This is a genomic window from Bacillus cereus group sp. RP32, assembly GCF_040459735.1.
GTDB classification, from domain to species: domain Bacteria; phylum Bacillota; class Bacilli; order Bacillales; family Bacillaceae_G; genus Bacillus_A; species Bacillus_A wiedmannii.
In genome coordinates this window covers 1,732,266-1,746,298 of record NZ_JARVHO010000001.1, presented here as the reverse complement: position 1 = coordinate 1,746,298, position 14,033 = coordinate 1,732,266, and the positions used below count along the sequence as shown (strand labels likewise).

Here is a 14,033-nt window from a genome sequence, read left to right as displayed (position 1 = left end):
ATTACAAATAAAAAAGAACATAGTTTGTCCAATTCCGCATATACATGATTAAAAATACCTTCGAGAGGATGAGTTGACTATGAAACAATCCACCATCAATTTTTCATCTTTAACAAAAGACCTTATTTTAGCTACTGCTACAAAAGAACAAAATTGTTCACAAGAAGAATTATATTTCGCCTTAAATTGTTTGCTACGTTCTTTTCATTCTACTCTCCAAGAAACAACATTACATCCAGAAAATAAAAATACAGAGTATATACAAAATCAATTTTGCAGTGCATATAAAATTATTACAGGTAAAACTATTTATCCTTTTCAATAATCCATAAAAAGCGGTTGCCTACATACTTTCAAGCAACCGCCTTTTATATTAATACATATACACTATTTGATTACTTTCACTTTTACAGATTTGCGCCCCCAGCTATCGGCACTACCATCTGAACCGACTAATACATCAATACGATTTCCTTTAATCGCACCACCAGTATCTCCAGCAATCGCTTCTCCATATCCTTCTACCCATACTTTTGATCCAAGCGGAATTACTTTAGGATCAACAGCAATTACTTTCATATTCGGATTTGCTGTTAAATCATGCCCCATTGCAGTTAATACACGACCACCATACGTACCATTCTCACTTGGATGCGCTGTATACGCTGTCGCTTCTACTGTTATCTCACGTCCACCAGCAGGTGCACTTGTTTCAGTAGATTTCGTAACTTGTTTCGTAGTTGACTGCTGTTTTGCCACAGGTTTACTTGATTCTACATTTTTAACAGACTCTTTGCTCTTAACTACTTTATTATTTTTAACTGGCGTATTTACTCTTACTGGCGCCTCTTCTTGCGTTACAACTTCTTTCTTTTCAATTACAGGTGCCGTCCCTGTTAAAAATGGCATGTGAACATATCCCGTTTTTCCATTATAGTCAAATTGTAACCATTCATTTTGAACTTGATTTGTCGTTTCAATTACATCATCTTTATTCAGTTTACCAAGAATTTCAGAGTCAGTATTCGCTCCAGCACGAACATTTAACACGCCCGGCGTTACATAATATGTACTTTTTGTAAATTCAGCACTTACAAACGCTTCTTTACCATTTAATTTAATTTTTGCCCATCCGTTTTCTGTATTTATAACATCTAATTTATTTCCACTTAACATTTTACCTACAAGCTTTGACTCTACAGTTGGGTTTTCTCTAACATTTAATACGTCTGTTGTTACAATCGTTTCTGCTTTCGCAGAAACTGCAAAAATCCCAAGACCAAAAACTGCCGCCGTTGCTATACCTAATAATTTTTTCATGAATAGCCTCCATTTGCTTTGTTTTCGTATTTTCATTATAGCAACAGATTTTTAGGATTTTTAGAAATCACACAATTACAAACCATTCGTAATACACGATTAATGAGTTGTAACATAAATTTCCATATTAATGAATTCCATTTCTAATAGAATTCCCAATAGTTTTCATATATTTTCCACATACTAGCCCAGAATTTTTTTCCAAAAAAAATTACAGTATTACTTTTTTGTTACAAAAAAACCATATTTCATTACATCTTTTACCAAAATTCATCATTCTCCAATTATTAATCTCCTTTTTTGTAATAAAAAAGAGCAGCTAATAAAAGCTACTCCTTTTTCATGTGTTATTTAACTTTCTTTTTCCAAATCCCCATCATAAGAGCTGAAATAACTGTCCCTATGAATATCGAGAAAATATATAGCACCGGTTTATTTACTAATGCGATAACAAACAATCCACCATGCGGTGCTGGTAATGTAATTTGGAATAACATAGATAATGCACCTGCAATACTTGAACCTACAACACAACTTACTATTACTCGAATCGGATCTGCAGCTGCAAATGGAATCGCACCTTCTGTAATAAACGATGCTCCCATAATATAATTTGTTAAACCAGATTTACGCTCTGCTTCAGTAAATTTTGATTTAAAGAAAGTAGTTGCGAATGCAATCGCTAATGGTGGTACCATACCACCGGCCATAACAGCAGAGTGTACGCCAAAGTTCTGCGCTTCTATTGCAGCAATACCAAATGTAAATGCAGCTTTATTAATTGGACCACCCATATCAATTGCCATCATACCACCTAATATAAGACCTAGTAATATAGCATTTGTACCGTTCAAACCATTTAACCATCCTGTTAACATTTCATTCAATGCTACTACAGGCGGAATTACTACTTTTTGCATAACAACTCCTGTAATCAACAATCCAAAGACCGGATATAACAATACAGGTTTAATTCCTTCTAACTGTGCTGGTAATCCTGAAAATAATCTTTTCAATCCTAAAACAACATACCCAGCTAAGAAACCAGCAATTAATCCCCCTAAAAATCCAGCATTCGCATGTGCTGCTAAAAATCCACCGACAACACCAGGCATAAATCCTGGACGATCAGCAATAGAACTCGCAATAAATCCAGCTAAAATTGGTACGAGGAATAAAAACGCACCTGTTTTGCCTCCACCAATAGACATTAACAATTCAGCCAATGGTCCTTCTGCTTTTATACCACCAATCCAAAATGCTAGTGCAATTAAAATTCCTCCACCCACAACGAATGGAAGCATATTACTTACACCGTTCATTAAGTGCTTATAAATTCCTAACCCTTTTTCTTTCTCTGTACTTTCTGTCTTCCCATCTTCCTTTATTCCATTAAAGATTGGCGCGTCTTGTTTTACAGCTCGATTAAGAAGTGTTTCCGTTTTTCTAATCCCATCAGCGACTGGCACTTGAATAACATGCTTCCCAGCAAAACGGTTCATTTCTACTTGTTTATCTGCGGCAACGATAATAGCTGTTGCTCGTTCAATGTCCTCTTTCGTTAAAGCGTTTTTTATACCTGTTGATCCATTCGTTTCAACTTTAATCGCTATTCCTAGCTCTGCTGCTTTTCCTTTCAAGCTATCCGCTGCCATATAGGTGTGAGCGATTCCAGTTGGGCAAGCCGTAACTGCTAGTACGTATGGTTCATTTCCTTCTGGTTTTGCAACTTCAATGTCTTCTTCTTCTTTTTCATTCTCTTTTTCATCAAATAAACGAAGAAGTTCCTCTTCATCCTTCGCTTCTAACAATTGCTTACGAAATCCTTCATCCATTAATAATGTAGATAGGCGCGATAACGTTTCTAAATGAGTATTATTCGCCCCTTCGCTCGCAGCAATCATAAAGAATAAATGTGCAGGCTGCCCATCAAGCGATTCATAGTTGATACCGCTTACACTTCTACCAAAACAAATCGCTGGTTGCTTAACAGCTTTTGTTTTCGCATGAGGTATTGCAATCCCTTCCCCTATACCAGTTGTACTTTGTGACTCTCGCTTTAAAATAGCTTCTTTAAATTCAGCTTTACTATTTAAACGATTTGCTCCGTCTAATTTCTCAACTAATTCATCTATGACAGCTTCTTTATTTGAAGCTGTCAAATTCATAATAACTGTATCCCTTTTTAATAGTTCTGTAATTTTCATATATTACTTCCCCCTATCGCTTAGTTACAATTACTTGCGACAATAATTCTTCTACTTTTTCTTTTTCACATAAATCAGCTGAAAATGCTGTTGCACTCCCTGTTGCAACGCCATATTGAAATGCCTTTTCAATATCTTTTGTCTGTTCATATTTACCTACAAATCCTGCAACGAGAGAATCTCCGGCCCCAACCGAATTAATTACAACACCTTTTGGAACAGTTGCTTCATATATACCTTCTGCCGTAAATAATAAAGCCCCATCTCCAGCCATTGATACGATAACATGCTCTACACCTTGTTCAACTAATTTTCTTCCAAACGGTAAAACATCTTCTACTGTTGAAATCTCTACTCCGAATAACTCACCAAGTTCCTGATGATTAGGCTTTATTAAAAATGGTTTATTTTTAATTACATGCTGCAGCGCACTTCCACTTGCATCAACTACTACGCGAATACCTTTCTCAGCTCCGAGCGCTGCGATTGATTCATAAAAAGTAGTTGAGATAGACGCCGGTACACTTCCAGCTAGTACAACACAATCTCCCTGCCTCATACTTTCAATTTGTTTCATTAATTGTTCAAATTGTTCATTTGTCACATTAGGACCTTGCCCATTTAATTCTGTCTCTTCTTGCCCTTTTATTTTCACATTAATTCGGGAATCACCGTCTACTTGGACGAAGTTTGTTGTTACACCTTCCGCCTGTAATACATCTTTAATAAATCGACCGGTAAATCCACCAGTAAATCCAAGCGCTACATTTTCAACACCTAAACGATGAAGAACACGAGAAACGTTAATGCCTTTCCCTCCAGGAAATTTCATATCTTTCTCTGCTCGATTTACTGCTCCTAAATCGAAGGAATTAACTTGTACTACATAATCAATAGATGGGTTTAAAGTAACTGTATAGATCATTGTTTATCAGCCTCAATTACATTGGTTTGTCTTTTATATTTTTCTAAATCAATTTCTAAATGGTTTGTAATAATATTTGCTTCTTCAACATTGGCAATTTTCGCAAACGCAACTTCTGAAAACTTACTTTCATCAATTAAGAAATATCCTTCGTTTGCTAATGTTAATGCCATTTGTTTTAAAAGTGCCTCTTCTGGATCTGGAGTTGTAAAACCAAGCTGTTCATGCACACCATTCGCTCCTAAGAAACATTTATCAAAACGGTACTTCTGCATGCTTTCCTGTGCCATAGCACCAATTAAAGCTTTCGTCCTACTTTTCATCATTCCGCCTAGTAAATACGCACGAATATTATTTTCAACTAAAGCTTCAATATGCATAAGTCCATTCGTAACGACAGTAACATCTTTATTTATTAAAAATGGAATCATTTCAAATGTTGTACTTCCTGCATCTAAATAAATGCAATCACCTTGTTCAACAATGCTAGCCGCATACTTCGCAATTTGTTGTTTTATTTGAATGTTTTTGGATGATTTTTCAACCATCGTTGGCTCTTGTCCTTTTCCTGTTAAAACAGCAGCACCACCATGAACTCTTTTTAATAACCTTTGCTTTTCCAATTGCGCTAAATCACGACGAATTGTTGATTCAGAGCTTTCTGTTCTTTCCACTAATTGCTGTAATTTAACAACCTTCTGCTCTTTTACAAGTTGCAATATCATTTGATGACGTTCAGGAGTTAACATTTTATTCACCTCTTCTTTGATTACAGTATAATGAAAACGATCACAAAAATCAACCATAAACATTCACAAATAACCATAAACAGTCACAAACAGTTATAAACAGTTATAAACAACAAAAAAGAAACCCATTTGATTGTTATATCAAATGGGTTTCTTTTTTCGATTCACTTATAAAGAAGCTTTATATATACTTAAAACATCGTCTTTATTTAATTTTTTAAAGTTACCAAATTCACCATAAGCCATCGCTTTATCAGCCATTAAATCAATTTCATTTTCCCCAATACCGTAATCCGCTAACGTTACTGGTGCCTCAATTGAAGTCCAAAATTGACGTAACGCCTCAATTCCTTCTAACGCAATTTCTCGATCAGTCTTTTCATCTGTTTCTACATCGAATACGCGAATAGCGAACTGTTTAAAACGACTTACATTTTCATCTACAACACGCTTCATCCAGTTCGGGAATAAAATCGCAAGGCCACCCCCGTGTGGTATATCATGAACCGCAGAAACTGCATGTTCAATATTATGAGTCGCCCAATCTCCTTTTACTCCCATCGCTAAAATACCGTTTAACGCCATAGTACCGCAATATAAAATGGTTTCTCTATGCTCATAATTTTCTAAATCACTTAAAAGCTTAGGAGCAGTTTCAATTACTGTTTTTAAAACAGATTCACAATAACGATCTTGTAATTCTGTATTTGTTCCATGATGGAAATATTGCTCTAATACATGTGACATAATATCTACCATACCGTAAATTGTTTGATCCCTCGGCACAGACGCAGTATGAACTGGATCTAAAATCGAAAACTGCGGGAAAGTAACTGGGCTACCCCAGCCATATTTTTCATTCGTTTCCCAATTTGTAATTACAGAACCAGCATTCATTTCAGATCCTGTTGCCGCAAGCGTAAGTACCGTACCAAATGGTAATGCCTCACTAGCAAATGCTTTTTTCGTTACAATATCCCATACATCTCCATCATATTTGCTACCAGCAGCAATTGCTTTCGTACAGTCGATTACACTTCCTCCGCCAACCGCTAATATGAATTCGACGCCATTATCTTTACAAATTTGAATCCCTTTCTTTACAGTTGATACACGAGGATTCGGTTCAACACCTGTCAATTCAAATATTTCCGCATTTATATCTTTTAAAATAGAAATTACATTATCATAAATACCGTTTCTTTTAATGCTGCCTCCCCCGTATACGAGAAGAACTTTTTTACCGAACTGTGGAATTTCAGTTTTTAACTGTTCTAATTGACCTTTACCGAAAATAAGTTTCGTTGGATTACGAAATACAAAATTTTGCATATCCCTTTACCATCCCTTCTATATGAAAAGCAACTATACTTTTGTATACCATATTTTTTTCATTTCACAAAAATATTTGCCTAACAAAAAAATCCCAGCCTAAAGGCTGAGATTTTTTATTGATAATAAGGTGAGATCATTAAGTAAACAATAACACCAGATAAACTTACATATAACCAAATTGGCATCGTCCAACGTACAATTTTACGATGACGTGTTAATTGATTTGTAAAACCAAATACAAGTGCAAACAATGCAAGTGGTACAATAATTGCTGCCAGGATAATATGTGTAATTAAAATGATGAAATACACATATTTAATGAATCCTTCTCCACCAAAATGTGTTGCTGGCGCCAAGTAATGATACGATAAATAAGAAACACAAAATAGCAACGTCGTTGTAAATGCTGCTAGGATGAAACCACGGTGCATTTTCACATTCTTCTTAATAATAGAGTATAAAGCTGCTAATAAGAATACGAACGTAAAGCTATTAAAAATTGCATTTAACATTGGTAAAATTGTTACATCAAAATGTACTTCTCCTTCATAGCCAACAGGTCCAAAGAACAAAAATAAAATAATCGCATTTACAATTACAGAAAGCGTTATCACAATAGGAGCATAGCTTTTCTGATTAGTTGATTGATCCACCAAAATGGTCACTCCTCTTCCTTCAAATATGTATACGTAACCTCACTATTTTAACATATTATTCACAGTGTAAATGTGACAATAGTTTGACACAGTAAGACAGAGCAAAGAAAAAAATCCTTCTTAATAAAACTTCTTAAGAAGGATTTTATCGCTTTATTATTTAAATAGCAATGTAATTAGTTTTTGTTAAAAAACATATTGCTATATGCTTGATAAATTTCAGACACTTGATATCCCATTAAAGAAATTGCTGTTAATGAAAAGAAACCAATCATAAGAAATCGAAACCACATATAAATCTCCTCCTTGTATTTAGCCTATAAAGCAGTCGCTATATTACAAGTTGAGTGGTACTCTTCATCGTCACTTTCCTTTTTCTTTACAATTGCTGTTATAAATCGAATCATAAAGAAAATCACAAAAGGAAATTGTTCGTAATTTACCTTGGCATAGTTTGGCAACGGCTCGCGTTGCACATCGAACGGAGATGAGAAGGAATAGAACATACCTTGCTCTTCCATATATACAATTACAATTTTCATACAAAACATTATTCCTAGAAACGAAACAATATCTTGCCATTCTGTCGTATATAACAAGTTATACAGCTCTAATACGTATTCTTCCATCGTCATCCCCCCTTCCTTTTTTACCATTTTGCTCGCCTTCGTATAAAAAGTCAAGAAAAAAGTTTATATTCACTATGACAATAGTAATTACTTGTTTCTATGATTATATATGATTCTTTTATAGCAATGATTGGGTGTAACTCTCTTCTAAAACAAGAAATTAGAATCGAACAGATTCCTCATTCTTACTTTTAGGATTCAACACTGTACTATTTTTATTTCTATTAAAAATAAAATAAGAAATTATTATAAGAACAGTAACAAGCATCGTTAAAAGCGCCTGTGAACGTAAAGATTCAATTGCAAGCATGGCAACTAAAACTGCTATAATCGCAGCAATTGTAACATACGTTACATACGGAAAAAGCCACATTCTCACTTTCAAGTTTTGTTGTTCGACTTTCCCCATTTTTTTACGAATCCTTAAATGAGAAACCGCTATAACGAGATAAACGAGTAACGCAATCCCGCCAGATGCATTCACTAAAAATAAAAATACTTTATCTGGAGATATATAACTAAAAACAACTCCAATGTAAGCAAAGAAAGTTCCAAATAAAACCGCCCGAACTGGAACACCACTACTATTCAATTTCAAAAATGCCTTTGGAGCATCTCCTCTTTCTGCCATCGAAAAAAGCATTCTTGAGTTCGTATATAAACCCGAATTTAAACAAGAAAGTACAGCTGTTAAAACGATAAAATTCATAATTTGCGCTGCCGCAGGTATTCCTATATGTTCCAGTACCGCTACAAACGGACTTTTTAGTATGTTCGCTGAATTCCACGGAAGGAGTGTAACAACTACAGCGATTGATCCAATGAAAAATACGAGAATACGCCAAATTACACTATTTGTTGCTGTTTTTACTGCTTTTACAGGTTCGGCAGATTCACCAGCGGCTACTGCAACAATCTCAGATCCCATAAATGAAAATATAACGACGGTAATTCCAAGTAGCACCGAACTTATACCATTTGGCATAAATCCTCCTTGCCCTACTAAATTCGAAGTGCCAGGTGCTTCCGTTCCTGGTACAAATCCTAAAATAACAGCTAGTCCAAGACAAAGGAACAAAACAATACTTATTACTTTAATAAATGAAAACCAATATTCAAACTCTCCAAATGATTTCACCGAGAAAACATTCGTCAACGTTAATAAAATCGTTAATATTAAGCTTAATAACCAGAGCGGGATTTCTGGAATCCAATATTGAATAATACCAGCACCTGCTGTAGCTTCTATTGCAATTACAATTACCCAGAAAAACCAATATAGCCACCCAATTGTATAACCCGCCCATGGACCAATTGCTTCCCTTGCATATGTTGCAAATGAACCACTTGTCGGGTTAATAGCTGCCATTTCTCCTAGCATTCTCATAACGAAAATAACTAGAAGTCCTGCTAATGCATATGAAACGATAGAACCTGGCCCTGCTGAATGCACAACTGCACCACTTCCAACAAACAAACCTGCTCCTATTACGCCACCAATTGAGATCATTGTAATGTGGCGTATTTTAAGGTCTTTCTTAAGATTTTTATCCAACTCTTGTACATCCCCTTCCAAACTTAATTTTGAAATTTACCCCGCATTAACGGGCATTAAGACCCCCACCTCAAAATTCAGCGGAAGCAAAGAAGTTAGGTGGGAATCTACTGCCCGTAAAAGCCCGATTGGTGAGGGCTGATAATCAGCGGGGGATGAACAAAGCCCCCACTAATTAAAGTTTCACTTTATGTAAGAGTATTATGCGAAAAATCTTGTCCTATACTTTAAAATACATCAAAATATTCTGGATTTAACAATTGTAATTCGACCTCCTCCAAAAATTATTACATTAGGTTTAATAATTTTCCATACACAATTGTTGAGAAAATTATAGTCACCTTACAAAAGTTAAAATTTTCAGATATCATGAAATAAACAAGATTATACATCTAGACAACTTTTTGTATAGGAGTGTTGATATGTTAAACAAGTTCAAATTTATTTGTTGTACTTTAGTAATTTTCTTACTGCTACCGCTAGCTCCCTTCCAAGCACAAGCTGCAAACAATTTAGGATCAAAATTACTCGTTGGATACTGGCATAACTTCGATAACGGTACTGGTATTATTAAATTAAGGGACGTTTCACCAAAATGGGATGTAATCAATGTATCTTTCGGTGAAACTGGTGGTGATCGTTCCACTGTTGAATTTTCTCCTGTGTATGGTACAGATGCAGAGTTTAAATCAGATATTTCTTATTTAAAAAGTAAAGGTAAGAAAATAGTTCTTTCAATAGGTGGACAAAATGGGGTCGTTTTACTTCCTGACAATGCGGCTAAGCAACGTTTTATTAATTCCCTACAATCTCTGATCGATAAATACGGTTTTGATGGAATAGATATTGACCTTGAATCAGGTATTTACTTAAACGGAAATGACACCAATTTTAAAAACCCAACTACTCCTCAAATCGTAAATCTTATCTCAGCTATTCGAACAATCTCAGATCATTACGGTCCAGATTTTTTATTAAGCATGGCTCCTGAAACAGCTTATGTTCAAGGTGGTTATAGCGCATACGGAAGCATCTGGGGTGCTTATTTACCGATTATTTACGGAGTAAAAGACAAACTAACATACATTCACGTTCAACACTACAACGCTGGTAGCGGGATTGGAATGGACGGTAATAACTACAATCAAGGCACTGCAGACTACGAAGTCGCTATGGTAGATATGCTCTTACATGGTTTTCCTGTAGGTGGTAATGCAACTAACATTTTCCCAGCTCTTCGTTCGGATCAAGTCATGATTGGACTTCCTGCAGCACCAGCGGCCGCTCCAAGTGGCGGATATATTTCTCCAACTGAAATGAAAAAAGCTTTAGATTATATCATTAAAGGAATTCCTTTCGGAGGAAAGTATAAACTTTCAAATCAGAGTGGCTACCCTGCATTCCGCGGCCTAATGTCTTGGTCTATTAATTGGGATGCAAAAAACAACTTTGAATTCTCTAATAACTATAGAACATATTTTGATGCTATTCCCTTGCAAAAATAATAAAAACAACAATAGGTTATTTAACCTATTGTTGTTTTTATTTATATAAATTACTTTTTCACTTCTACATGATGAAAAGATTCTTTTCCATCTCTACATAACTATTTACAATACTTAAAAGGAATTTGCCACGAAACCATTTCGTTATATAAACTTTCCAATTCTTTATGCCATGTTTCTACCATAGAAATTCCCCTTTCCTTTTTAACACTTTAAATAAAAATCACATAACATTCTGTATTTACCCAATATAAAAAAGAGAACTTTCTCTGAAAGTCCTGTTACTACTCTAAAATAGTCTAGTTGCTATTTTGCTTTAACACAAATACTGAAAGTTCAGGTACACTCCAAAATCTAACAGGCATCCGAGTTGTCCCAACACCACGATTTACGTATAAATGTAACGGCTTATTCTTCCCTTCTAATTCATACATACCTTCCACATAGCTCTCAGCTAATTTTGTAGTAATTAATGGGCCTATAAAAGGAATTTGAACTTGTCCTCCGTGACTATGGCCTGACATTTGAAAATCAACTGGGTAACGAGCTACTTTATCTACAACATCCGGCTCATGTACTAATAGCATATTAAAATCTTGTTGCCTTACTTGTTTTAAAGTCGCGTCTATTTGCGGCTTCCCTAATAAAAAATCATCCAAACCTGATATTGTAATATATTTGCCATTTTCCGCATTAATTTTATGCACTTCATTTACTAACACAGAGAAACCAGCTTCCTCCATATACTTTTTATAAAATAAACTACCTCCCCCGCCCCTATCATGATTCCCAAACACTGCATATTTCCCTAAGGGCGCATGTATTTTCTGCAAAATGCTTTGCGCTTCTTCTCTTTCTGCCTTATACGATCCAAACTTATCTATTAAATCCCCTGTAAAAACTACTATATCTGGATGTAACGTATTCATCTTCTCTACCAAATTTTCTAGTTGTTTCAATGTAAATTCTGGCCCTAAATGCACATCTGAGAATTGTAATATCTTTTTGTTATTAAACTCTTTAGGAATTGTAGAAGCTTCTATTTCATTCCACGTAACTGTTACTAGTTTTCGTTCTATTTCTGTCGCATAGAAATACAAACTTATTGAAATCATTACTATACTTATGAAACTGATTATACATATCTTGACGATTGATTTTTTTTGTTCTTTTTTTACATGATGCGTATTCATGTTCTCACCTCTAGAAGTACTTTAAAGCCTTATTGTTACATTAATGTGACAATATGAACAATGTTAGTTATATCCAATTCTATCCCCATTCACTTTGACAATTTTATACAGAAGACATAACATATTTTTATAATACATAGATTCTTAAAAATGTTCCTTCTATTTATTCTACCATTTTATTAAGGAGAGATTATTCATGTCTGTATTTACACCAGAAGAAATTACGAAACTTGCTGCTAATTCCGGAAGAAAAAAAGCTCATTTATCATTACTTCCTATGTTAATTCTCGGCTTTTTCGGTGGTGCTTTCATAGCATTAGGGTATTTACTCGATATTCATGTTATTGGAACAATGCCAAAGTCTTGGGGATCCTTTACTAGTTTTCTAGGCGCTGCTGTATTTCCTATCGGTCTTATACTCGTTATTCTTGCAGGCGGTGAGTTAGTAACTGGCAATATGATGACCGTTTCAATGGCGTGGCTTCACAAAAAAATCGATTTATTTCACTTCATTCAAAATTTAGTTATTGTTACGTTAAGCAACTTCATAGGTGCTGTATTCGTTGCTTATTTTTTCGGTCATATCGTTGGATTAACAGAAGGTGCTTTTTTAGCGAAAACAGTTTCTATTGCGCAAGCTAAACTCCAAGATACACCACTTCAAGCCTTCATTTCTGCAATCGGATGTAATTGGCTCGTTTGTTTAGCTGTTTGGCTCAGTATGGGAAGTAAAGAATTTATCGGGAAGATTATCGGTCTTTGGTTCCCAGTTATGACTTTTGTTGCGATTGGATTTCAACACGTTGTAGCCAATATGTTTGTCATCCCAGCTGCAATTTTTGCCGGTCATTTAACTTGGATTGAATATTTTCCAAACTTCATTTTTGTTTTCTTCGGAAACTTAGTAGGAGGTATGTTATTTGTGGCTTTACCTTATTTCATATCATATAATAAGAAACTCCCTTCCAATAAAGAGCAAGCCGAATTAAAGAAAAAATCTGTATCCGCTTAAATGAACTGTCTATACAGTGGCTCTAAAAAATATTACAAATTTCATTTTTTTTACGAATATATGTGCGTACACTTGTTCTCGAATGTTTTATACGTTATAATAACAACTTAAATAGCATTATTTACATATGAGGTGAAAAACATGAATAAAACAGAATTAATTAAAAACGTAGCACAAAATGCTGAGATTTCTCAAAAAGAAGCTACTGTAGTTTTACAAACTGTAGTAGAATCAATCACTAACACTTTAGCTGCTGGTGAGAAAGTACAACTTATCGGATTCGGTACATTCGAAGTTCGCGAAAGAGCTGCTCGTACAGGCCGTAACCCACAAACTGGTGAAGAAATGCAAATCGCAGCTTCTAAAGTACCTGCTTTCAAAGCTGGTAAAGAACTAAAAGAAGCTGTAAAATAATGAAAAATAGCCTTCTCGTTTATGAGAAGGCTATTTTTTTCATTACATAATTAATAAAAATCTGACCATTATGCTGTTTCTTTTGTTCCTTTATGCAAATAAAACCGTTACTTTCAAAGAAAGGTTTTGCTGTAATACTCGCCTCTGTATATATCTCCCTATGACCCAAGCTTACTGCTTCTTTTTCTAACTTCTGTAGTATGTAGGAAGCTATCCCTTTTCCTTGATAATCTTTATGCGTAAATAAGCGATCCACGTAATGATCATCATTATAATCCCCAAATCCCACTATCACACCGTTATGATCCGCTACATAACTAATATTCTTCTCTAAAGACTTTAACCAGCTTTCTCTCTCTAGTCGATCTGGTGCCCATGCCTGTAGCTGTAACACGTTATAATCTTTTGCATTAATTGTATGAACTGTTTCATAGAATAACTGTAATACTTGTTCTAAATCCTCTTTATGGAATGTTCTAATGATCATATCTTTTAACATATATGAACCTCCTTACTAAACTATCATTTAACTT

Annotated in this window: 14 protein-coding genes; 4 read left to right on the top strand and 10 right to left on the bottom strand. The window is 34.9% G+C overall.

From position 1 onward, the window contains the following. The first annotated feature begins 79 nt into the window (after positions 1-79). Positions 80-325: a hypothetical protein gene (locus QCI46_RS09100; protein WP_000814419.1), complete on the top strand. Its 246-nt coding sequence runs from the start codon at positions 80-82 to the stop codon at positions 323-325. 62 nt (positions 326-387) lie between these two features. Here QCI46_RS09100 and entD read toward each other — a convergent pair whose 3' ends face one another. The 8 genes from entD to gabP all read right to left on the bottom strand — a co-directional run bounded on the left by entD (position 388) and on the right by gabP (position 9,376). Then, entirely contained in the window at positions 388-1,320 is a 933-nt protein-coding gene (gene entD, locus QCI46_RS09095) for a cell wall-binding protein EntD (RefSeq protein ID WP_353840002.1), read from the bottom strand. Positions 1,321-1,667: 347 nt separating this feature from the next. Beyond that, positions 1,668-3,527 (bottom strand): PTS fructose transporter subunit IIABC, encoded by a 1,860-nt coding sequence (locus QCI46_RS09090; protein ID WP_353840001.1) that lies wholly within the window; start codon positions 3,525-3,527, stop codon positions 1,668-1,670. Between the two features lie 13 nt (positions 3,528-3,540). Then, a complete protein-coding gene (gene pfkB, locus QCI46_RS09085; protein ID WP_353840000.1) occupies positions 3,541-4,452 on the bottom strand; it encodes a 1-phosphofructokinase in 912 nt (303 codons plus the stop codon). Continuing rightward, on the bottom strand, positions 4,449-5,201 hold the full coding sequence (locus QCI46_RS09080; RefSeq protein WP_000957277.1) for a DeoR/GlpR family DNA-binding transcription regulator: 753 nt from the start codon (positions 5,199-5,201) through the stop codon (positions 4,449-4,451). Before QCI46_RS09080 ends, pfkB begins: the two co-directional genes overlap by 4 nt. A gap of 168 nt (positions 5,202-5,369) precedes the next feature. Continuing rightward, positions 5,370-6,533: an iron-containing alcohol dehydrogenase gene (locus QCI46_RS09075; protein ID WP_046956536.1), complete on the bottom strand. Its 1,164-nt coding sequence runs from the start codon at positions 6,531-6,533 to the stop codon at positions 5,370-5,372. A 116-nt stretch (positions 6,534-6,649) separates the two neighbouring features. Beyond that, positions 6,650-7,192, bottom strand: coding sequence for a DUF420 domain-containing protein (locus QCI46_RS09070; RefSeq protein WP_000228316.1), 543 nt, complete (start codon positions 7,190-7,192; stop codon positions 6,650-6,652). A gap of 317 nt (positions 7,193-7,509) precedes the next feature. Continuing rightward, entirely contained in the window at positions 7,510-7,848 is a 339-nt protein-coding gene (locus QCI46_RS09065; protein ID WP_137051028.1) for a hypothetical protein, read from the bottom strand. A 133-nt stretch (positions 7,849-7,981) separates the two neighbouring features. Beyond that, positions 7,982-9,376: a GABA permease gene (gene gabP, locus QCI46_RS09060; protein WP_353839999.1), complete on the bottom strand. Its 1,395-nt coding sequence runs from the start codon at positions 9,374-9,376 to the stop codon at positions 7,982-7,984. 422 nt (positions 9,377-9,798) lie between these two features. Between gabP and QCI46_RS09055 the strand changes: the two genes are divergently transcribed. Next, positions 9,799-10,881, top strand: coding sequence for a chitinase (locus tag QCI46_RS09055; protein WP_353839998.1), 1,083 nt, complete (start codon positions 9,799-9,801; stop codon positions 10,879-10,881). Between the two features lie 299 nt (positions 10,882-11,180). Here QCI46_RS09055 and QCI46_RS09050 read toward each other — a convergent pair whose 3' ends face one another. Further along, positions 11,181-12,074, bottom strand: coding sequence for a metallophosphoesterase (locus tag QCI46_RS09050; RefSeq protein ID WP_353839997.1), 894 nt, complete (start codon positions 12,072-12,074; stop codon positions 11,181-11,183). A 196-nt stretch (positions 12,075-12,270) separates the two neighbouring features. Here QCI46_RS09050 and QCI46_RS09045 point away from each other — a divergent pair, with 196 nt between their 5' ends. Together QCI46_RS09045 and QCI46_RS09040 are read left to right on the top strand one after the other, a co-directional pair. Beyond that, complete coding sequence (locus QCI46_RS09045) at positions 12,271-13,086, top strand: formate/nitrite transporter family protein (protein ID WP_353839996.1); 816 nt, start codon at positions 12,271-12,273, stop codon at positions 13,084-13,086. A gap of 141 nt (positions 13,087-13,227) precedes the next feature. Then, the gene (locus QCI46_RS09040) at positions 13,228-13,500 is read left to right on the top strand and encodes an HU family DNA-binding protein (protein ID WP_001043902.1); all 273 of its coding nucleotides are present in this window, start codon (positions 13,228-13,230) and stop codon (positions 13,498-13,500) included. A gap of 19 nt (positions 13,501-13,519) precedes the next feature. Here QCI46_RS09040 and QCI46_RS09035 read toward each other — a convergent pair whose 3' ends face one another. After that, positions 13,520-13,999 (bottom strand): GNAT family N-acetyltransferase, encoded by a 480-nt coding sequence (locus QCI46_RS09035; RefSeq protein WP_353839995.1) that lies wholly within the window; start codon positions 13,997-13,999, stop codon positions 13,520-13,522. Positions 14,000-14,033: the final 34 nt, after the last annotated feature.

Excerpts from the sequence above, each read along its gene's own strand:
- QCI46_RS09100 (WP_000814419.1), top strand. The coding sequence starts at position 80 with ATGAAACAATCCACCATCAATTTTTCATCTTTAACAAAAGACCTTATT.
- entD (WP_353840002.1), bottom strand. The coding sequence starts at position 1,320 with ATGAAAAAATTATTAGGTATAGCAACGGCGGCAGTTTTTGGTCTTGGG.
- QCI46_RS09090 (WP_353840001.1), bottom strand. The coding sequence starts at position 3,527 with ATGAAAATTACAGAACTATTAAAAAGGGATACAGTTATTATGAATTTG.
- pfkB (WP_353840000.1), bottom strand. The coding sequence starts at position 4,452 with ATGATCTATACAGTTACTTTAAACCCATCTATTGATTATGTAGTACAA.
- QCI46_RS09080 (WP_000957277.1), bottom strand. The coding sequence starts at position 5,201 with ATGTTAACTCCTGAACGTCATCAAATGATATTGCAACTTGTAAAAGAG.
- QCI46_RS09075 (WP_046956536.1), bottom strand. The coding sequence starts at position 6,533 with ATGCAAAATTTTGTATTTCGTAATCCAACGAAACTTATTTTCGGTAAA.
- QCI46_RS09065 (WP_137051028.1), bottom strand. The coding sequence starts at position 7,848 with ATGGTAAAAAAGGAAGGGGGGATGACGATGGAAGAATACGTATTAGAG.
- QCI46_RS09055 (WP_353839998.1), top strand. The coding sequence starts at position 9,799 with ATGTTAAACAAGTTCAAATTTATTTGTTGTACTTTAGTAATTTTCTTA.
- QCI46_RS09050 (WP_353839997.1), bottom strand. The coding sequence starts at position 12,074 with ATGAATACGCATCATGTAAAAAAAGAACAAAAAAAATCAATCGTCAAG.
- QCI46_RS09045 (WP_353839996.1), top strand. The coding sequence starts at position 12,271 with ATGTCTGTATTTACACCAGAAGAAATTACGAAACTTGCTGCTAATTCC.
- QCI46_RS09040 (WP_001043902.1), top strand. The coding sequence starts at position 13,228 with ATGAATAAAACAGAATTAATTAAAAACGTAGCACAAAATGCTGAGATT.
- QCI46_RS09035 (WP_353839995.1), bottom strand. The coding sequence starts at position 13,999 with ATGTTAAAAGATATGATCATTAGAACATTCCATAAAGAGGATTTAGAA.